Here is a 20,652-nt window from a genome sequence, read left to right as displayed (position 1 = left end):
GACTTCTACAGTCCCTTTTGTTATTTCTTAGGAAGTGTTTTGAAGAAAGTTTTAGCAATTGGCTACGTATGGCCAGAACCGAATTCATCGGCGGCTGGCAGCCATATGATGTCTCTATTACGTCTGTTTAAGAGACAAGGTTGGTCCGTTGAGTTCGCAACGCCAGCTCAAGAAACCGAGCACATGATTGATCTCTCTGAAGAGGGCATCACAAGCCAATCTATTCAGCTAAATTGCGATAGCTTTGACCAGTACATCGAAGAGCTGCAACCTGATGTTGTAATGTTTGACCGCTTTATGATGGAAGAGCAATTCGGCTGGCGTGTTGAGAAGGTATGTCCGAATGCCTTTAAGTTATTGGATACTGAAGATTTACAGTTCCTACGTAATGCTCGACATGAAGCTGTTAAGAAAGAAACAGAGTTAACGAAAGAACACCTGTACAGTGATTTAGCGAAACGTGAAATTGCTGCGATTCTGCGCTGTGATCTTTCGTTGATCATCTCAAGCTACGAGATGGAATTGCTGCAATCTGAGTTCAATATCGGTCCAAAGTTACTACATCATCTCCCGTTCATGGTTGACCTCAATACGCTGCCTAAAAGTACGAAAAGCTTTGAAGAGCGTAAGCATTTCATGACTATAGGTAACTTTAGACATGCGCCTAACTGGGATGCTGTACTCCAATTACAGAAGATTTGGCCAAAGATCCGTAAGCAGTTACCTGACACTGAACTTCATATTTACGGATCTTATCCGCCGCCGAAAGCAACGGCTTTGCACAATCCAAAAACCGGTTTCCACATCAAAGGTTGGGCGAAAGACGCTCAAGAAGTGATGGAACAGGCGCGTGTTTGTGTTGCTCCATTACGTTTTGGTGCTGGCATTAAAGGCAAGCTGCTAGATGCGATGAAGCTGCAAACTCCGAATGTAACTAGCGAGATCGGCAGTGAAGGCATGCTACCGCAAGGCGAACTGCAATGGCCGGGTGCAGTGGCAGATGATATCGACGAGTTTGTTGAACAAGCTGTAGCTCTCTATAAAGATGAAGAGAGGTGGCTTAAGGCTCAAAGCCAATGTCACTCGATTCTTGAAGCACACTACGAACAGAATCAACTGGGCGACCAATTAATCGAGCGATTGATTGCGTTAGAATCTGAACTTGAATCTCATCGACTGGATAATTTCTTTGGTTCGATGCTAAAGCACCACAGCATGGCGAGCACCAAGTACATGTCCCAGTGGATAGCTGAAAAGAACAAGACTAAGTAACTGTTATACAGCTCAAATGAAATCATAAGCCCTTAGGTTTACGCCTAAGGGCTTTTTTATGGCTTTGTGTAGGCTGAGTAACAGATCAAATACGCGTAAGGACAAGTAAGGTGATCTATATTAGCATTGACTAATTTATATTTATTAGTAAACTCTAATTTAAAGGTTATTATGAGTTTATGATGTTTGTTGATTGGAGAGGTCTGTGCTTAGTTTGATTCCTTGGGATGCTTTTTTCGGTGGCATGTTGTTAGGTGTGTCGGCCATTGTATTAATGTTGGGCATTGGTCGAGTTGCAGGTATTAGTGGCATTGTTAGCCGTTTATTACCAGTTGGCACCAGCAACAAAGAAAGCGAAGGCGTGGATATAGATAAAACTGACAAGCATTGGCGTATCGCATTTGTTGTTGGAATGATCGTAAGTGGTTGGTTGTTAATTCCTACCGGTTACCAACTCCCTCAATTGGAAGAGATGAACCTCTTGGTAGTCGTTATCGCTGGCCTGTTAGTGGGTTTCGGCACTAAAACGGCGAATGGATGCACTAGTGGTCATGGCATTGTGGGAATGGCGCGTTTGTCTAAACGCTCGATTATCGCAACGTGTGTATTCATGGGTGTGGCAATAGCAACCGTGCTTATCAAGAACCTGATGGGATTGGGGGCGTAATGAAAAACTCTTCATTTACTATCATTGTTGGTTTATTGTCTGGAATCTTGTTTGGCTCTGGTATGATCATCTCAGGTATGGTTGATCCAAATAAAGTACTTGGCTTCTTAGATGTGACTGGCGATTGGGACATCAGTTTGGCATTCGTCATGGGCGGTGCGCTACTGGTATTCGCTCCGTTTTATCACCTAGTCATTAAAAAGCGCGCTAAAGCGATTAATGGCGAGCCGTTAGATAGCCGCAACAACCCTCGAATCGACAGAAAACTGATTCTAGGTTCAACAGCGTTTGGACTCGGTTGGGGGCTGGCAGGCTTTTGTCCAGGGCCTGCGGTGACGAGTCTCAGTGGCGGTAACCCAACCGTGTGGGTGTTTATGATAAGCATGCTGGCGGGAATGTGGTTGGCAGGTCGAATGAATAAAGCTTGCTAACGTTAAACCTACCGCCTATCGAGTAGGTTTGATATGAGCATTTGAGAGGCTGACGCGCTTTAGTTACAAAGCTAGTCAGCCTCTTTTTACATCTCTATCTACTATTTGATGGTCGTTGATACTGGGCAGTGGTCGCTGAGTTTGTAATCCAGCACATCTTGCGTTTCAAATACCTTCTGTTTCGCAGGTGACGCACTCAATGAGTCGCTAACCACAATGTGATCAATCACAGAGCGGAATTGGTGTGTGCGGTGGTTATTACGATTTGAGCGAACCTTACAATCCGCACGGGTCTTTCTTGTCGCCAAACGAGCATCCGTGTTTTCAGTTAAATCCTTCCACATCCAATCTCTTGAGTAGGATAGGTTATGGTTGAAGTCGCCAAGAATGGCGTAGTCTTCGTTATTGCGCTCTCTTTGCTTTATCCACTTGTTCAGTTGCTGAGCTTGGTCTTTTAGGCGTGAGCAATCGCGGTTAGACTTATACGCGCCGCTGCAGCCTGCCTTTAAATGTACAGACAACATGTGAATTGGTTTTGAGTCTGTTTCAACGACGACATAGCTGGCAAACCTAAGCTTGCTGTTAGAACTCGATTCCAGAGGAAAGTCAGCGTAGTCGGTGAGTGTGATTCCTTTACGAACTGCGAAACCTGTGTATTGGTTCACTTCTTTGAACTGGCGGTTACTGTTTTCTGGTAATGCTCGGTCAGACATCAATATCTTGTATTGATCACCAGCCACACGCTGAATGGCATTTATGTCATCGACTTCTTGAAAGGCGACCACATCTGCGTCTAAAGATTGGAAGTACTGTTTGAGTTTATCGAAATCAGCTTGATCACGTTGGGAGGAAAACTTATTCACAGCCTCGTTGGTTGATAACCATTCGATATTCCAACTGGATATGGTCAAAGGTTCAGCAAATGCGTGGCTACTGAGTAAGCAACCCAACATTATCCAGTTTCGAAGTCGTTTCATGCCAAATATCCCTAATTTTGTCTTCCAATATTGATGAGCCGTTATCCTACAACACTTACCAAAAATTCAACTCTTTTTAGCAGTTTTTTTATTGTTACATTGTTTCTTTTCGACTTGAGAACTAGCGTAATAATATTGAATTGATCTTAGTCAGCGTTCTCTTTTTATTGATCCAAATCAATACTCAAAGTTGGTGGTTCTCGTTAAATACGCCACAATATCTAGTGTTAGTTAAACGATAAATCGCTCTATATAGTGTGTTTGTGGATAAGTCTGTGAATACCTCATGAGTAAGGAGAAGTGGTGAAATCAATCGTAATCAAGCGTGATGGCTCAAGGGCTCCATTCAGTAGAGATCGCATCCAAGCTGCAGTGGAAGCAGCATCAGACAAAGCCGATAAGGAAATTGCTATTTATGCACTGAATGTGGCATTAGCAGTTGAGTTGAAGCTCGAAGACTACGATGAAGTTCATATCTCTGAAATTCAAACTATGGTCGAGAACGAGCTAATGCAGGGACCTTATAAGTCTCTGGCTCGTGCCTACATTGAATATCGTCATGACCGTGACATCGCACGTGAAAAGCAAAGCGCTTTAACTCGTGAGATCGAAGGTTTGATCGAAGAAAGCAATGTTGATCTGATCAATGAGAATGCCAACAAAGACGGCAAAGTTATCCCAACTCAGCGTGACCTGCTAGCGGGTATCGTGGCTAAACACTATGCGAAAACTCACATTTTGCCGCGTGACATCGTACAAGCTCATGAGTGTGGTGACATTCATTACCACGATCTAGACTACGCACCGTTCTTCCCAATGTTTAACTGTATGCTTATCGATCTGAAAGGCATGTTAACGCATGGCTTCAAGATGGGTAACGCTGAAATCGACACTCCTAAGTCTATTTCTACGGCGACTGCGGTAACAGCACAGATCATCGCACAAGTAGCGAGCCACATTTACGGCGGTACTACGATTAACCGTATCGATGAGGTTCTAGAACCTTACGTAATGACGAGCTACGAGAAGCATTTATCGTTAGCGAAAGAGTGGGACATTCATAGCCCAGAAGCTTTTGCTATCTCTCGTACAGAGAAAGAGTGTTACGACGCGTTCCAATCTCTGGAGTACGAGGTAAACACGTTGCACACAGCTAACGGTCAAACACCATTCGTAACGTTTGGTTTTGGTCTAGGCGAAAGCTGGGGTTCAAAACTTATCCAGCAATCTATCTTGAAAAACCGCATTGCAGGTTTGGGTAAGAACCGTAAAACAGCGGTATTCCCTAAACTGGTTTTTGCAATCAAAGATGGTTTGAACCACCAGAAGCAAGATCCGAACTACGACATCAAGCAACTAGCGCTTGAGTGTGCGTCTAAGCGTATGTACCCAGACATTCTTAACTACGACAAGGTAGTAGAAGTAACAGGGTCATTCAAAACGCCTATGGGCTGCCGTAGTTTCTTGAATACATACGAAGAAAATGGTGAGTTGATTCATGAAGGCCGTAACAACTTAGGTGTTGTTAGCCTGAACTTGCCACGTATCGCGATTAACGCGAAGCAAGATATGGCTAAGTTCTACGAACTGCTTGATGAAAAACTCAAGCTTGCTCGTCGTGCATTAGAAACCCGTATTTCTCGTCTAGAAAACGTGAAAGCACGTGTTGCTCCAATCCTATACATGGAAGGTGCATGTGGCGTTCGTTTGAAAGCAGACGATTCAATTGCTGATATCTTCAAGAACGGCCGTGCTTCTGTTTCTCTTGGTTACATCGGTATCCACGAAGCGATGACAGCTCTTTACGGTACCGACGTTCACTTGTACGACGATGGCGAAATGCGTGCTAAAGCGCTTGAGCTGGTGGAGTACATGAAGCGTGAAGTGGAATCTTGGACCAAAGAGACTGGTTACGCGTTCAGCCTGTACGGCACACCAAGTGAAAACCTATGTAGCCGTTTCTGCAGCATCGATACCAAAGAGTTTGGTGTGATTGATGGCGTAACAGACCGTGGCTACTACACCAACAGCTTCCACTTAGACGTGCAGAAGAAAGTGAACCCATACGACAAGATCGATTTCGAGATGCCTTATCCTGAAATCTCTAGCGGCGGTTTTATCTGTTACGGTGAGTTCCCGAACATGCAGAAGAACATCGAAGCACTAGAAAACGTATGGGATTACAGCTACACGCGTGTTCCTTACTACGGTACGAATACACCGATTGATGAGTGCTACGAGTGTGGTTACAACGGTGAATTTGATTGTACAAGCAAGGGCTTTACGTGTCCTAAGTGTGGCAACCATGACTCAACCAAAGTATCGGTAACACGTCGTGTTTGTGGTTACCTTGGCAGCCCAGATGCGCGACCATTTAACTTCGGTAAGCAAGAAGAAGTTAAACGCCGCGTGAAGCATCTTTAGTAAGCTCTAAGATCATTAGCTAGCTTACTTAGAAGAGCTACGTTTAAAGAAATAAGATTGGTATCGGCGCTATGTCGATACCAATTCCTCGCTTAAGCTGTGACAGCATTTCACTTCAAACTATTAAGCCATAAAGAGTTTTCAATACTGCCTTATGAATTATCATCAATACCATCCAATCGACGTTGTAAATGGCCCAGGAACACGCTGCACCTTGTTTGTGTCAGGTTGTGTACACCAGTGCCGTGGGTGTTATAACCAATCGACGCAAAGGCTGGATTCTGGGCATTTGTTCACTCAAGAACTTCAAGATCACATTATTGCTGATCTGAATGATCCGCGAATTAAGCGTCGTGGTTTATCGCTTTCAGGTGGTGATCCTCTTCATCCTGCGAATGTGTCTGAAGTGCTTAAGCTAGTTCAGCGTGTAAAAGCGGAATGTGAAGGCAAAGATATCTGGATGTGGACGGGTTATGAACTCGATGAGTTAGACGAAAAGCAGAAGCAAGTACTGGAATACGTCGATACTTTGATTGACGGTCGCTTTGAGCAAGACAAAGCGGACCCGATGTTGGATTGGCGTGGCAGTTCAAATCAAATCATCCATCGATTTACTGACATATAACAGTTGTCGTGACTTCGCACACTCGTAAAACGAAAAAGGGCGTCATGGTTAGCGCAATGCAACCAATCGGCCCTTGGGTGTGAGTTCTTTTCGTTTATTCGCTCAAACTGCCATTCAAGCAGCGACCTGATCCGGCTCTTCTATTAGGTTGTTGATCCATTTCTTAGAGTGAATTCGCTGGCTAGTTAAAGCTATCTTCGCTAACTCCTCCAGTAACACAATCATCAACACCCATTCTAAAGACCAGCCAAGCACTAAAGCGGTGAAATAGGCGAGGGGAATGCCAATTGCCCACTGGCCGAATATGTCGATGAAGATACTGTAGTTGATGTCTCCACCACTTTTTAATACACCTCCGATGCCAACCATGTTGAATACTCTCAATATCATCCCAGCAGCCATCACCAAGGCGACGTTGACCGCTGTATCTTTGAGCTCCAAGTGCGTTAAATCGATTAATTGAACAATGGCTGGCTTGGCGATAAAGCACAGCACTGCAACCAAAGTTGCAAGCGCACAACTCACAAGTACATAGCCCCAAGCTGTGTTTTCAACACGTTGATAATTCTTCGCACCAATCTCATTGCCTAGAATGATTGAAGCGGCAACGGCAAAGCCTAAGAAGGCTGAAATTAAGATGCTTTCCACTGGCGATAACAGTGAGATGATCGCAAGTTCACCAACCCCAATCTGCCCAACAATAACGTTGTAAATCAGTATTCCACCAGCCCATGCCGTATCGTGAACTAACATAGGAATAGCAATCTTAAAGTACTTCTTCCTGTGCTTAGGTAAGATCGCATCACGCCAACTGCTGATTGTAGGGAACAAATGTGCATAGTATTTTCTCGCTATAACAAGTAATGCAATCGTCTGAAAGAATCGAGATACTGTGGTGCCAATCGCTGCGCCAACCACGCCGAGTTCTGGGAAACCGAGCAGTCCAAAGATCAGCAGGGCATTGAGAATCGCATTAACGATGATTGCCCAAATACTTATCTTGGTGGGCAATTTAGCTTCACCGACCGATCGCAATGCGCTTTCTAGCGGAACTACGATCGCGGTACCAATAAGGCTGGCTCCTGTTATCCAAAGGTAATCCGTTGCCAAGCGGACGTAATCAGGGTCTGAGGCCACCATAGACACGACTGATTCAGGAACCAATGTGTAAATCAAAACAAAAGGGATGATGGCAAAGATAGACAAAGCCCAAGATTGCGACAAGACACGTCGAATGCCATTGAAATCGCCTGCACCAAAATATTGCGAAGCTAGCACACTGACTGCGCCGCTAATTCCAGACACCATGATTAAGTTAAAGAAGAAGATACGGTTGCCAACACCAACTGCTGCGGTTGCCGCATCACCAAGCTGATTGACCATGAAAATATCGACCACGCCGAGCAATGAAAACAACATGGTTTGCAGTGATACAGGTAAACCGATGTGTAATAGCTTTTGCCAAAATTCTTTGTCTAAATGACGATATGTCGAGAGCATCGCATTTCCCCTCTAGTGAATATGCGAGAAGTTTATCGGCATTTGTTTTAGCTGTATTGTTCAGGTTCATCACAAACTTTTGTCAAACTATCCACTTTGGTGGTTTGGCAACATGAACGAGCTAGCGACGGTATGAGCGAGAAACAAGAACGGTACGAGATCTCTGAAAAGACGCATCAAGAGTTTGTCGATCAAAGCCATGTATTGGCATTCGAAGAGCTCGGTATCGTTCAATGTGGGACAGCATCGTGCCGTGATTTCTTTTCTGTCTATCGAAAGAACCAACAAAAACATATGCTGCTGTACACCGTGAGAGGCAAAGGGTGGCTCGAAAGCGAAGGATGTCGATACATTCTAGAGCCGGGGTCGTGCATTACTGTGCCTGCAGGCGTTGAGAACGGTTTTGGTATTGAAGAAGAAACATGGCAGATAGCGTGGATCTTTCTCTCGCCTGATAAGCAATGGGAGAATGTCGTCAGTGACGAGGTGAGTTATACGCTGTCTCCGGCAGCAGAAGTCGTCTCGTCGTGCATTCATACTCTATTGAGAAGCATTGCCTTGCCCATCGATCTCGGTGGAGCGATTGCCATACATAGCGTAGCCCAAATAGAATTCATGATTAATGCGCCGGTTCCGCAACAACAATCACGAAATTTAATTCGCTTAAGACGCGTGTTCGACAGCGTGCAGAAACAGCTTCATAAAGAGTGGAATGTACATGAGCTAGCAAACCTATTCCCGTGTTCAGAGCCGCACTTCCATCGCTTGTGCCAACGTTATTATTCTCATAGCCCGATGACGCATATTATGCGTATGAGAATGGAATACGCTGCAAGACTGCTTAGGTCGAGTGATTGGTCGATTCAACACATTGGCGAGATAGTTGGATATCCCAATGCCGCTAACTTTAGCACTCGGTTTAAGGCGTGGTCAGGAATGACACCAAGACAATTCAAACAGAGTGCTCAATAACAATCTTAATTGGGCACATGGCAACAAAAGATATATAGAAATATAAGACACATAGAAATAAAGCACTTTGAATTGTGCAATGGGTTATTAGGTGTTTGAAATTTGCACTATTTATCCGTCTGAAACGACCTATCTCTGATTACTTATGGTAACTAAGCGCTTCTATTAAAAAATGTTTCTGATTTTAGTACGAAAATGTTAACGTGAAATCCATTACTTGAATTTCAAAGGGTTGTGACTTTCATGTTTTCACATCTACCAAAACCAACTTTAGATCCAATTCTATCTCTTTCTGTTGCTTACCGCGGCGATACTCGTACTGATAAAGTCGATTTAGGCATTGGCGTTTATAAAAACGACCAAGGCGAAACTCCGATCATGAAAGCCGTGTCTAAGGCTCAAGATATCGTTGTTGATACTCAGAAAACCAAAGCTTACGTTGGCCTAGCAGGCTGTGAAGAGTTTAACCAGAGCATGGTTGATCTGCTGCTTAAAGGGACTTCTGCAATGGATCGCGTAGCTGCGATTCAAACTCCGGGTGCAAGTGGTGCGCTTCGTATGTTGGGTGACTTAATGAAAGTTTCTCAGCCAGACACCACAGTTTGGATTTCAAACCCGAGCTACGTTAACCACAAACCGGTGATGGAAGCGGCAGGCTTAAAAGTTCGCTACTACAATTACTTCAGTCCTGAAACGAAGCAAGTTGATACTGCAAAAATGTTGGATGACCTTTCAAAAGCGGGTCCATCAGACGTGGTACTACTGCACGGTTGCTGTCATAACCCAACGGGTGCTGATATCGACTTTGAAGCATGGCAGGAAATCACTAAGTTATCGCAAAAGAATGGTTTCTTACCGTTCGTTGATATTGCTTACCAAGGCTTTGGTGATGGCCTAGAAGAAGACGCGAAAGGTCTTCAACATATGGCGAACAACGTGGAAGAGATGTTAATTACTACCTCTTGCTCAAAGAACTTCGGTTTGTACCGTGAAAGAACGGGCGCTGCGATTGTGATTGGCAAAAACAGCGAACACGTTGGCAACGCAAAAGGTAAGCTACTGACGCTTGCGCGTTCAACTTACACTATGCCACCAGATCACGGTGCGGCTTTGGTCAAAACAATTCTTCAGAATCAAGAGTTAACAACGATTTGGAAGCAAGAATTGAGTGAAATGCAGCAACGTCTGTTAAATCTGCGCCAAAGTTTATGTGATGAATTGCGAAATACTTATAACACGTCACAATTTGATTTCATTGAAAGCCATAAAGGTATGTTTACTGTACTAGGCTTTAAAGAAACTCAAATGAATCAATTACGTGAAGAATATGGCATCTACGGTGTTGGTGATGGACGCATCAATATTGCAGGTCTTTCTGAATCCCATATTCCTTATGTAGCAAAAGCGATAGCCAACGTATCAAAATAGAAGGTGACTGAATGTATAATTGGAAAGCGATTATTACCCTAATGTTAAGTGGCGGCTTGTTTGCTTGTTCGACGACGACTCAAGTTCCTGTCGAGCCAGAGCAAAAGCCTCAAATCGAACAACCTGTTGTAGATGACTCTTCAAAAACTGACGCAACAGAAGGCGAGAAAGTAACGGAACCTACTGAGAAGCCTGAAGAAGTAAAACCAACTGAGCCAGAAGTGAAACCTGCACCTGTTGAAAAACCAGTAGAGAAGGTTAGAAAAACAAGTGACGGCAAACTGATTCTTGGTGAAGAAGAGTGGGTGTTTGTTCCTGGTTTAAAAGAAGCGTTTAAAGCACGTGTCGATACAGGCGCAACAACCTCTTCAATCAGTGCAGTTGATATTGTTGATTTTGAACGTGACGGCAAAGACTGGGTTAAGTTCAAGATTGAACACGACGGCATTACAACTGAAGAGATCAGCTTACCAGTAGAACGCTGGGTTAAGATCAAGCAATCAAGTGCAGAAGGTACACAACGACGCGCTGTGGTTGTGGCTTCAATTCAAATTGGCGATCTAAAAGACAAAACTGAATTTACGCTGGCCGACCGAACGCATCTTTCTTTCCCACTTCTGTTGGGTAGAAGCTTCTTTAGAGATGTTGCGGTTGTCGACGTGAGCAAAAAATACGTTCAGAAGAAAATCACTAAATAGATTTAAGTCTATGAGTTATGACTCAATCTGACGTTTCTGTTTTGATAAATTGAATCCCTGCTAATGGAATTAGCGGGGATTTTTTCTATTTATGGCGTAATAACCGACGAAATGCATTTAATTGTGCATTGTTCGCTATCCGTTCACTGTTTAACCTCGACAATGTGATCCTGATCTCTATATAATCCGCGCTTCGTTTTATGTTTAATCCATACTTTCGTACTTCTTATTTAGGCACGTCTTTCTGCCTAATAATTATCTGTCAGTACACGCTTAGGAATTAGTTCTTTGATATCTACCGCGAACATCACAATGCAATTTGGCGCAGAGCCGCTGTTTGAAAACATCTCTGCTAAATTTGGTAACGGCAACCGCTATGGTTTGATCGGCGCTAATGGTTGCGGCAAATCAACGTTCATGAAAATCCTAAGTGGCGCACTAACGCCAAGTTCGGGCAACGTGTCTATCACTCCAGGAGAAAAGCTGGGTGTTTTGAGCCAAGATCAGTTCGCATTCGAGCAGTACAGCGTTATCGACGTTGTAATCATGGGCGACAGAAAGCTGTGGGAAGTAAAACAAGAACGTGACCGTATTTACTCTTTGCCTGAAATGAGCGAAGACGATGGTATGAAAGTCGCTGAGCTTGAAAGTGAATTCGCAGAAATGGACGGCTACACAGCAGAAAGCCGTGCGGGTGACATCCTGATTCAAGCGGGTATCGAGGAAGAGTTCCACTTCGGTCTGATGCAGCAAGTTGCTCCGGGTTGGAAACTGCGTGTGCTATTGGCACAAGCGCTGTTTGCAAACCCAGATATCTTGCTACTTGATGAACCAACCAACAACTTGGACATTCACACGATCAACTGGCTGGCTGAAGAGCTAAACCAACGTAAATGTACAATGATCATCATCTCGCATGATAGACACTTCCTGAACTCTGTATGTACGCACATGGCGGACATCGACTACGGTGAACTGCGTATTTACCCTGGTAACTACGAGTACTTCCTAGAAGCATCTGGTTTGATTCGTGAACAACTTCTAGCAAGCAATGCTAAGAAAGCGGCTGAAATCAGCGAGCTTCAAGACTTCGTAAACCGTTTTGGTGCTAACGCATCTAAAGCGAAGCAAGCAAGTTCACGTGCTAAGAAAATGGACAAAATCACACTTGATGAAGTGAAATCATCGAGCCGTATGAGCCCATCAATTGATTTTGGTGAAGGCAAGAAACTGCACCGTCAAGCGCTTGAACTTCAAGAACTTGGTCATGGCTTCGATGGCGAAACACTGTTTGCTGGTGGTAATTTACTGCTTGAAGCGGGTACTCGCCTTGCTGTTATCGGTGAGAACGGTGTGGGTAAAACCACGCTGCTACGTTGTCTAGTTCAAGAGCTAGAACAGAACGAAGGTATCGTTAAATGGTCTGAAAATGCTTCTGTAGGTTACTGCCCACAAGACAGCACTAAGGATTTTGATAACGACCTGAGCATCTTCGATTGGATCTCACAATGGCGTACAGCGAAGCACGATGACCTGATGGTACGTGGTATTCTTGGTCGTCTACTGTTTACGGCTGACGATGCGAACAAGAAAGCTCGTAACTGTTCTGGTGGTGAGAAGAACCGTCTGTTATTCGGCAAGCTAATGATGCAAGACATCAACGTACTTGTGATGGACGAGCCAACCAACCACATGGACATGGAAGCAATCCAAGCCCTAAACGATGCACTTAAGGTTTACACTGGCACGCTTATCTTCGTGAGCCATGACCGTGAGTTTGTCTCTTCATTGGCAACGCACATCATTGATGTGAAAGACCAACAGTTAGTGAGCTTCCAAGGTACTTACGAAGAGTACCTAGATCACCAGAAAAAGATGTTGATGGTTAACCTATAATAGTTAACGCTTCATCGACATGAGAAGATAAAAAGCCCCCGAGCACATAAGTGGTCGGGGGCTTTTGTTTCGGTTATATCTAAATACCTAACTAGTATTTGAACAACTGTACTTGGGTATTCAACTGTTGGGCGATGCCGCGTAGCTCTTCAGAAAGCTGACGAGAGTTATCTGTCTCAGTCGACATGTTGTCTGACACGTCATTAACTAACTGAATATTCTTGCTCACTTCGCCAGTTACGGTTCTTTGTTCAGACGCCGCGTTTGAAATGTGTGAAGCCATATCCGAGATCTGTTGGATCGACGTCGCGATCTCTTCAAGCGCTGTGGTGGCATTGTTCGCATCATCGACACTGGATTGTGCCAAGTCTTGGCTGCGCTGCATTGACTCCACGGCACTCACGCTGTTCTTCTGCAGAGTCTCAATCATTTCACGAATCTCGTCAGTTGAACTGTGAGTACGCTGAGAAAGAACACGAACTTCGTCTGCTACTACCGCAAAGCCACGACCTTGTTCACCGGCACGTGCCGCTTCAATAGCTGCATTCAAAGCGAGTAGGTTGGTTTGCTCTGCAATGTCTGAAATCGTTGCCAATATCGCATTGATATCCAGTGCATTTTTCTCAACTTCTTGAATGATCCCTGATGCATTTTCTACTTGTTGGGCGAGGTTGGTGATCGAATCTTGGTTACGAATGATCACTTGCTTGCCTTGTTCGCAGTTTTCCGTAGAACCGATCGCGGAATCTGCCGTCATTTGAGCGTTGTTTGCCACTTCTTCTGCCGTTGCCGACATCTCATGTACCGCTGTGGCAATTTGTGAAATCTCATGAAGTTGTACTGACAAGCCTTCACTGGTTTGGCGCGCAACATTGGTACTGACTTCAGATTGCTGGTTAAGCTGATGAGAGGAATCTGCAATATCACGCACGATCTCTTGAAGCTTAGCGATGAAGGCGTTGACGTGATGCGCTAACGTGCCGATTTCGTCTTTGCTGTTTACCGTAATACGCTGTGTTAAGTCACCATCACCTTTAGACAGTGCTTCCATTGCCGAGCTTAGCGTCGTTAATGGCGCAAGAGCTTTCTTGATGATAAACATTGCCACAAATGCGATAACGGCAAGTTGTATAAGGCCAAAGATCGCCGATTGACGAAGTAATGAACGGTAAGAGGCAAAAGATTTGGTTTTATCGATAACAACCGTGAAATACCAATCGGTGTGTGGGACTTTCTTTGCCGAGAGTAGAGATTCAGCGCCATCGATTGTCAGTTCTACAAATTCTGGGTCGCGAGCGAGTGATTGAATCTTTTGAGACGATAGGTTGCTTGAAATGTTTGAAACCGATTTAAGCGTTAGATTGCGATCCCTATGGGCAACGATATTACCTTCGCCATCGACAAGAAACGCGTAAACACCAGGCTGCTCGATGCTTACTACATCTTTGATCAAAGTGTTGAGATTAAGGTCTGCGCCAATAACGCCGGAGTAACCGTTAGTGTTAAATGGGCTAGCGATGGTTACCACAAGGTCATTGGTTGCCACATCAATGTAGGGTTCGGTGACTACGGTTTGCCCCGTTGCCATTGGTTTTTTGTACCAATCACGGGTACGAGGGTCATAACCTTGAGGAACCGGCAGGTCTACACCTTGTAGAAAGCGACCATCAGAAAGGCCAGCATAAGCGATTTGGAATTGACCTGCGTTGGTGCTCTGCGTGAAGTAACTGGTTGGGTCATCGGTGTATTTGAACGCATCTTTGGCTGCGTTAACCACGTTGATGCGTCCTGCAACCCATTTTTCGATACCCGATACATTGGCATTGGTTAGGGTTGTCGAATACTGCTGAATAGAGCGGTAGGTTTCGTTAAGAAGTTGCTTCCCTGTTATATACGTCTGAATCATTGTCATCGCGAAAATAACGATGACAAACATCAATGTTAATTTGTTCTTGATTGAAATGTTGCTAAAACCCATTTACAGTACTTCACTCTGTTTGAATTTCGGAAGAGAGTATCAGTACGTCGTACTACCGTAAAGTGGTTTTATCAATTACCTTTTATTAATAAATTTGTTATACAAAAATAACTTTAAAACAAAGATTTAGTGCGGAGAAGGATCGAAAGGATTTTAGGTTTTTGCACCAAAAAGATCGAAACAAAGCAGGAGATAATAAGAGGGTAATTAAGGCTAATCAGTATGAAAATCGATTAGCCTTGAAGCTTGGCACAGTAATTTAATCTTAACAAAATTAGTTACTTACCATGTTTGAGCTGTGTATTGGTTCTAGAAACCGAATCGAGCTGACATTAGGATTTGGTGACCGTAAGTACCATTGTTTCGCATATCTAGGCCAACAGAAAGTTGATCAGTAGAGTGGAAACGCGCACCAACACCAACAATTGAACGCGTATCGTCGTTGTCGATCAGCTGACCTAGACGTGCGTTAACTTCTACGTTCGCCATTAACCAAGCTCTTAAACCGATGTTGATTTCAGTTTTAATGTGGTTGTCGTCATTACGCTCAATGTTGTGTAACAGCATTTGGCCTGTAACGTCAGCAAATTGACTAATTGGACCGTTAAATCCCATACCGACAGCCGCATCCCAATCGCTCTCAAACTCAGAATCGATACGTGCAACGAAGTGAGAGTTCTGGGTGAACATTGTCGTCACTTCACCACCGAAAGTACTCGGGCTTGTACCCATGCGTAGCTCGAATGTGTTGTAGTTAAAGTTGTTTGCAGACGCAGAGAATGAACACAGTGCAGCTAACCCCAGAAGGACAGTCTTGTTTGTGCGACCTAGCATGGTGACTCCATATAAATTGTATTTTCGGCAGTATATACAAAAAAGCCTGCAATATGCAGGCCAATTTATTGGAGCTCGTTATTTAAAGCGAGATCTTTGAGTTTTGAAGCTTACAACACTTGAATGTGGTCAACTTCGATCTCTGGTGTTTTACCACCTTCGTACTCACCGAAGATACGAACTTTAGTATCTGCCGTTAGCGGTTGTGCTAAGTGGATATCGTCATCCAGCTCAATTTGAATTTCGCTCTGGCCGTCAGAGAAGATAAACGTGTCATTCTTAAGCTGACGAACGATTTTGCCGTCTACAATCGCGTCCTGCTCTGAGAACATGCTTGTGTCTGCAAGCAGTGTTGCAACAGATACGGTTTCAATTGGTCCTGTGTAAGCAATAGGGCTCTCGTGTTTGTTGCTGTTACTGTTTGTGTTGTTATGGTGGTCACCAGCCATTGCGAAAGTAGGAGCAAGAATAATAGTGGTTGCGATAGCTAATACAGTTTTTTTCATGACGAATCCCTTAATGTTGTTTTTGTTAGAAATGTTGTTCTGAATTTGAAACATTTCTTTTCGTTAGTAAGTTTTTTGTTGATGCGCTTATTTTCGTTTGTAAGCTGCGTTTCGATGGAGCTATTAAACAACACTAGGGTTGAATCCAGAGTGAGTAAGGTATTCATTTTCCATTCATTTTATTGAGCATCTACTCGGCAATGGCGTTAAGATGGTGGAAGTGAAAGATTGCCTATCGCTATAAATTGAATAAAACATTAAGGATTGAAGTACGAATGCGAGCACCATTAAGCGCCCTTATGGTTCAAGGGACAACGTCAGATGCCGGAAAAAGTGTTTTGGTGGCAGGTTTATGCCGTGTATTGGCCAGAAAAGGCATTAAAGTGGCACCGTTTAAGCCACAAAACATGGCTCTAAACAGTGCAGTGACAAAAGATGGTGGTGAAATTGGTCGCGCGCAAGCGGTTCAGGCGCAAGCTTGTAATATCGAACCGTCGGTTCACATGAACCCTGTATTGCTCAAACCAAATTCAGACACGGGTGCACAAGTGATCCTGCAAGGCCGTGCGCTGAGTAATATGGAAGCTACGGGTTATCACGATTACAAGAAAGTCGCGATGAATACGGTGATCGATTCATTCGACCGACTTTCTGCTGAATACGAAAGCGTGATGATTGAAGGCGCGGGCAGCCCCGCTGAAATCAATCTACGTGAAAATGATATTGCCAACATGGGTTTTGCTGAGAAGGCGGATATCCCAGTCATCATCGTGGCTGATATTGACCGTGGCGGCGTGTTCGCGCATCTCTACGGCACATTAGCTTTGTTATCTGAATCTGAACAAGCTCGCGTTAAAGGCTTTGTCATAAATCGTTTTAGAGGCGATATCGCGTTGCTTCAATCAGGTCTAGATTGGTTAGAAGAGAAAACTGGCAAACCTGTGATTGGTGTATTGCCGTACCTACACGGTTTTAACTTAGAAGCGGAAGATGCCATTACGTCTGCTCAAGAGTCTGACGGAGAAGCTAAGCTTAAGGTCGTGGTTCCGGTGTTAACCAGAATCAGCAATCACACGGACTTTGATGCGCTAAGGCTCAATCCTTCAATTGATTTACGTTACGTGGGCAAAGGCGAGCGTGTTAACAACGCGGATTTGATCATCTTACCGGGTACAAAGTCAGTAAGAGCCGATTTGGATTACCTAAAAGAGCAAGGCTGGGATAAAGACATTCAACGTCACTTACGCTTAGGTGGCAAAGTGATGGGCATTTGTGGTGGTTACCAAATGCTAGGAAACATCATCCACGATCCCGATGGTGTCGAGGGCGAACCTGGCAGCAGTGAAGGGTTAGGGTATCTTGATACTGAAACGACCTTAACACAACAGAAAACCTTAACTAACGTGCGCGGTACCATGACGCTAGATGGAAGAACAGCGCAAGTAAAAGGTTACGAAATTCACGTAGGTAGGACTGATGTCAATGAAACGGCTTTACCGGTTCAGTTAGAATCAGGCAGCCTTGATGGCGCGGTAAATCAAGACAACTCGATTTTTGGTACTTACCTGCATGGCGTATTTGATAACAGTGATGCGTTATCTTTGATCTGCGAATGGGCAGGAGCCAGTGATGTAACCGCGATTGACCATGAACAACTTAAAGAGTTGGGTATTAATCGAATCGCTGATGCTATCGAAGAGCACTTAAATCTTGATTTGCTTTGGCCTGAGCTTAAAGCCTAGGTTTGAACTGGAAATATCGGTTAAGAAATCAAACGAACAATAGATAAGTGAGAACAATGAAAAAGCTAGTCACCCTTGTCACCTTAGCATTAACGACTTCGTTGAGTTCGACTCATCTTCTAGCGGCAGAAAAGCTACGAGTTTACGCTGCATCGTCTATGACCAACGCGGTTAACCTATTGGTTGAAGAGTTTGAAAAGAACCATACGGCTGATGTTATTCCTGTGTATGCCAGCACATCATCTTTGGTGAGACAGATTGAAAGAGGGGCACCAGCAGATATTTTTATCTCAGCCAATGAAAAATGGATGACGCATTTAGTCGATCGAAAATACGTTTCTAGTGACAATGTCACTAATTTGTGTGAGAACGAACTTGTGCTGATTGCCCCTAAAGATTCTTCGGTATCGTTGGATCTCTCACAGGGTGACCAATGGATTAAACTACTGACGAATGAAAGACTTGCAGTAGGCAACACAATGTCGGTTCCTGCGGGTATCTATGCGAAAGAAGCATTAGAAACGTTAGGTGTATGGGACGAGGTGAGCACTCGATTGGCACCAAGTAACAATGTTCGTATGGCATTGGCTTTAGTCGAACGCAGTGAAGCCAAACTCGGTATTGTCTACAAAACCGACGCGCTGCTCTCTAAAGAAGTGAATTTAGTAGAGACGTTCCCGTCTGATTTGCATACCCCAATACGTTACCCTGTAGCGAAAATGAGCGACAAAGTGATTGCAGAAGAGTTCTATACTTTCCTAGAAACAGAAAAAGCGAAGGACATCTTGAACAGTTTTGGATTTGAAGTGCGTTAAATGAGTTACTTATCGGAATACGAATACCAAGCCTTAATGCTGAGCTTGAAAGTCGCTGGTTTTGCCATCTTATGGTTGATTCCTATCGGCATTGGCTTAGCGTGGCTGCTTGCTAAGAAACAATTTGTTGGCAAAAGCATTGTAGAGAGCATCGTGCATCTGCCTTTGGTTCTCCCTCCAGTGGTCATTGGCTATTTGCTGCTGGTGATGATGGGGAGACAAGGCATCATTGGTTCTTGGCTTAATGAGATGTTTGGTATTGTATTCAGCTTCAGTTGGAAGGGAGCGGCATTGGCGTGTGTTGTTGTCGCGTTGCCATTAATGGTTCGCTCTATTCGACTTAGCTTAGAAACAGTCGACAGCAAACTGGAAGAAGCGGCAGCAACATTGGGCGCGTCACCTATTCGCGTATTCTTCACCATTACATTGCCTCTTATGATCCCCGGGATCATTACTGGCACCATGCTTTCTTTCGCAAGAAGCTTAGGTGAGTTTGGCGCGACAATCAGTTTCGTTTCAAATATCCCCGGTGAAACTCAAACCATTCCTTTGGCTATGTACACCTTTATTGAAACTCCTGGTGCAGAGATGGAAGCAGCACGTTTGTGTGTGATTTCTATTGTGATAGCGCTGGGTTCATTGATGCTTTCTGAATGGCTCAATAAGAAGTCGGCACAACGACTAGGAGGTAATGCATGAGTGCTTTGATCCTCCAATACCAACAACAGCTTGGCGAAACTTTCTTCGATATTGACTTAGAACTACCAAGTAGTGGCATCACGGCTATTTTTGGTCGTTCTGGTGCGGGTAAAACATCACTTATTAATGCGATTAGTGGCCTTAAACAACCAGATAAGGGACTGATCAGCGTGTCGGGGAAAACCTTATTTAATAGTGACAAGGGCATTAACTTGCCGACTTATAAACGCAACGTGGGTTATGTGTTCCAAGAGTCGCGATTGTTTCCACACATGAAGGTGTCAGCGAACCTCAAATACGGAATCAAAGGCGTTGATAAGGCGCACTTTGAGCAAATCGTGTCATTGTTATCTTTGGGCTCATTACTTGATCGTTATCCGGCTCGTTTGTCGGGTGGAGAGAAGCAACGTGTGGCGATTGGCCGTGCTTTGTTGTCTAAGCCGAGTATTCTGTTGATGGATGAGCCTTTAGCCTCTCTCGACTTGCCTCGTAAGCGTGAAGTGATGCCGTTTTTGGAGAACTTATCCGAAACGGTGCAAATCCCAATTATCTATGTCACACACAGTCTCAACGAGATCTTACGTTTGGCGAATCACTTGGTCATTATCGATCAAGGCAAAGTGATTTCTTCGGGTGTCACGGAAGAAGTATGGGCATCAAGAGCCATGCAGCCTTGGCAATCCTTCTCTGAACAAAGCTCGTTGTTTGAAGCGACTCTCGCAGACCACAATGATGATTATGCGCTGTCTCGATTAACGCTTGGAAAATTGACGTCATTATGGGTTCAGAAGGTATCGAGTGAAATAGGTGCGACAGTTAGGCTGCAGGTTAGGGCAAATGATGTCTCCATCGCGCTAGAACAGTCGCAAGGCACATCTATACGTAACATCCTTCCTGTGACCATTAAAAGCGTAGAGACGCATCAGCAAGGCACAAACAAGCAGAGTGTGGCGGTTGAGTTAGAGTTGGAGCCTGGATGCTACTTATGGGCAACCATCACCTTGTGGGCATTAGATGAACTTAATCTAGAAATTGGCCAACGCGTTTATGCGCAGATCAAAGGTGTGAGTGTTGCTCAACGAGATATCGCGGTGACACATTAAATCTGACTAGCTCAGCTTTTCCATATTGTCGTGATGTTTCCGGCTCTAGGCTCTGAAAATACGATCTTGATTCCATGAATGGAGA

18 protein-coding genes are annotated in these 20,652 nt (G+C 44.3%); 13 read left to right on the top strand and 5 right to left on the bottom strand.

Annotated features, from left to right (window positions below; genetic code table 11):
- Window positions 1–39: 39 nt before the first annotated feature.
- The 3 genes from FLM53_RS20290 (at window position 40) to FLM53_RS20280 (ending at window position 2,370) form a co-directional block, all read left to right on the top strand.
- On the top strand, window positions 40–1,272 hold the full coding sequence (locus tag FLM53_RS20290; protein WP_176679651.1) for a glycosyltransferase: 1,233 nt from the start codon (window positions 40–42) through the stop codon (window positions 1,270–1,272).
- 205 nt (window positions 1,273–1,477) lie between these two features.
- On the top strand, window positions 1,478–1,939 hold the full coding sequence (locus tag FLM53_RS20285; protein WP_176679652.1) for a YeeE/YedE family protein: 462 nt from the start codon (window positions 1,478–1,480) through the stop codon (window positions 1,937–1,939).
- Window positions 1,939–2,370, top strand: coding sequence for a YeeE/YedE family protein (locus tag FLM53_RS20280; RefSeq protein WP_176679653.1), 432 nt, complete (start codon window positions 1,939–1,941; stop codon window positions 2,368–2,370). Before FLM53_RS20285 ends, FLM53_RS20280 begins: the two co-directional genes overlap by 1 nt.
- A gap of 101 nt (window positions 2,371–2,471) precedes the next feature.
- Here FLM53_RS20280 and FLM53_RS20275 read toward each other — a convergent pair whose 3' ends face one another.
- Window positions 2,472–3,347: an endonuclease/exonuclease/phosphatase family protein gene (locus FLM53_RS20275; RefSeq protein ID WP_176679654.1), complete on the bottom strand. Its 876-nt coding sequence runs from the start codon at window positions 3,345–3,347 to the stop codon at window positions 2,472–2,474.
- A gap of 303 nt (window positions 3,348–3,650) precedes the next feature.
- Between FLM53_RS20275 and nrdD the strand changes: the two genes are divergently transcribed.
- A complete protein-coding gene (gene nrdD / locus FLM53_RS20270) occupies window positions 3,651–5,771 on the top strand; it encodes an anaerobic ribonucleoside-triphosphate reductase (RefSeq protein WP_176679655.1) in 2,121 nt (706 codons plus the stop codon).
- Between the two features lie 154 nt (window positions 5,772–5,925).
- Window positions 5,926–6,396 carry an anaerobic ribonucleoside-triphosphate reductase-activating protein gene (nrdG, locus tag FLM53_RS20265; RefSeq protein WP_012600613.1) on the top strand — a complete coding sequence of 157 codons (471 nt, stop codon included), beginning with the start codon at window positions 5,926–5,928 and terminating at the stop codon, window positions 6,394–6,396.
- Window positions 6,397–6,510: 114 nt separating this feature from the next.
- Here nrdG and FLM53_RS20260 read toward each other — a convergent pair whose 3' ends face one another.
- Window positions 6,511–7,896 carry an MATE family efflux transporter gene (locus FLM53_RS20260; RefSeq protein WP_176679656.1) on the bottom strand — a complete coding sequence of 462 codons (1,386 nt, stop codon included), beginning with the start codon at window positions 7,894–7,896 and terminating at the stop codon, window positions 6,511–6,513.
- A 132-nt stretch (window positions 7,897–8,028) separates the two neighbouring features.
- Here FLM53_RS20260 and FLM53_RS20255 point away from each other — a divergent pair, with 132 nt between their 5' ends.
- The 4 genes from FLM53_RS20255 to FLM53_RS20240 all read left to right on the top strand — a co-directional run bounded on the left by FLM53_RS20255 (window position 8,029) and on the right by FLM53_RS20240 (window position 12,890).
- Entirely contained in the window at window positions 8,029–8,868 is an 840-nt protein-coding gene (locus tag FLM53_RS20255; protein WP_176679657.1) for an AraC family transcriptional regulator, read from the top strand.
- Window positions 8,869–9,111: 243 nt separating this feature from the next.
- Window positions 9,112–10,296, top strand: a complete 1,185-nt coding sequence (locus tag FLM53_RS20250; protein ID WP_176679658.1) for an amino acid aminotransferase — start codon at window positions 9,112–9,114, stop codon at window positions 10,294–10,296.
- 11 nt (window positions 10,297–10,307) lie between these two features.
- Window positions 10,308–10,994, top strand: a complete 687-nt coding sequence (locus FLM53_RS20245) for an ATP-dependent zinc protease (protein ID WP_048660146.1) — start codon at window positions 10,308–10,310, stop codon at window positions 10,992–10,994.
- A 288-nt stretch (window positions 10,995–11,282) separates the two neighbouring features.
- The gene (locus FLM53_RS20240) at window positions 11,283–12,890 is read left to right on the top strand and encodes an ABC-F family ATPase (RefSeq protein ID WP_080967416.1); all 1,608 of its coding nucleotides are present in this window, start codon (window positions 11,283–11,285) and stop codon (window positions 12,888–12,890) included.
- A 91-nt stretch (window positions 12,891–12,981) separates the two neighbouring features.
- On the opposite strand, the gene FLM53_RS20235 is transcribed toward FLM53_RS20240, so the two are convergent.
- The 3 genes from FLM53_RS20235 to FLM53_RS20225 all read right to left on the bottom strand — a co-directional run bounded on the left by FLM53_RS20235 (window position 12,982) and on the right by FLM53_RS20225 (window position 16,208).
- On the bottom strand, window positions 12,982–14,868 hold the full coding sequence (locus FLM53_RS20235) for a methyl-accepting chemotaxis protein (protein ID WP_176679659.1): 1,887 nt from the start codon (window positions 14,866–14,868) through the stop codon (window positions 12,982–12,984).
- Between the two features lie 309 nt (window positions 14,869–15,177).
- On the bottom strand, window positions 15,178–15,702 hold the full coding sequence (locus FLM53_RS20230; protein ID WP_176679660.1) for a hypothetical protein: 525 nt from the start codon (window positions 15,700–15,702) through the stop codon (window positions 15,178–15,180).
- Between the two features lie 110 nt (window positions 15,703–15,812).
- Window positions 15,813–16,208 carry a YgiW/YdeI family stress tolerance OB fold protein gene (locus FLM53_RS20225; protein WP_176679661.1) on the bottom strand — a complete coding sequence of 132 codons (396 nt, stop codon included), beginning with the start codon at window positions 16,206–16,208 and terminating at the stop codon, window positions 15,813–15,815.
- A gap of 275 nt (window positions 16,209–16,483) precedes the next feature.
- Here FLM53_RS20225 and FLM53_RS20220 point away from each other — a divergent pair, with 275 nt between their 5' ends.
- The 4 genes from FLM53_RS20220 to modC are packed head-to-tail and all read left to right on the top strand — an operon-like array spanning window position 16,484 to window position 20,567.
- Window positions 16,484–17,950, top strand: a complete 1,467-nt coding sequence (locus FLM53_RS20220; protein WP_176679662.1) for a cobyric acid synthase — start codon at window positions 16,484–16,486, stop codon at window positions 17,948–17,950.
- Between the two features lie 56 nt (window positions 17,951–18,006).
- Window positions 18,007–18,765: a molybdate ABC transporter substrate-binding protein gene (gene modA, locus FLM53_RS20215; protein WP_176679663.1), complete on the top strand. Its 759-nt coding sequence runs from the start codon at window positions 18,007–18,009 to the stop codon at window positions 18,763–18,765.
- A complete protein-coding gene (gene modB / locus FLM53_RS20210) occupies window positions 18,766–19,464 on the top strand; it encodes a molybdate ABC transporter permease subunit (protein ID WP_176679664.1) in 699 nt (232 codons plus the stop codon).
- Window positions 19,461–20,567, top strand: coding sequence for a molybdenum ABC transporter ATP-binding protein ModC (gene modC / locus FLM53_RS20205; protein ID WP_176679665.1), 1,107 nt, complete (start codon window positions 19,461–19,463; stop codon window positions 20,565–20,567). Before modB ends, modC begins: the two co-directional genes overlap by 4 nt.
- Window positions 20,568–20,652: the final 85 nt, after the last annotated feature.

It is taken from the genome of Vibrio sp. Scap24 (assembly GCF_013394185.1).
GTDB classification, from domain to species: domain Bacteria; phylum Pseudomonadota; class Gammaproteobacteria; order Enterobacterales; family Vibrionaceae; genus Vibrio; species Vibrio pomeroyi.
This window is presented reverse-complemented; position numbering and strand designations above follow the sequence as displayed.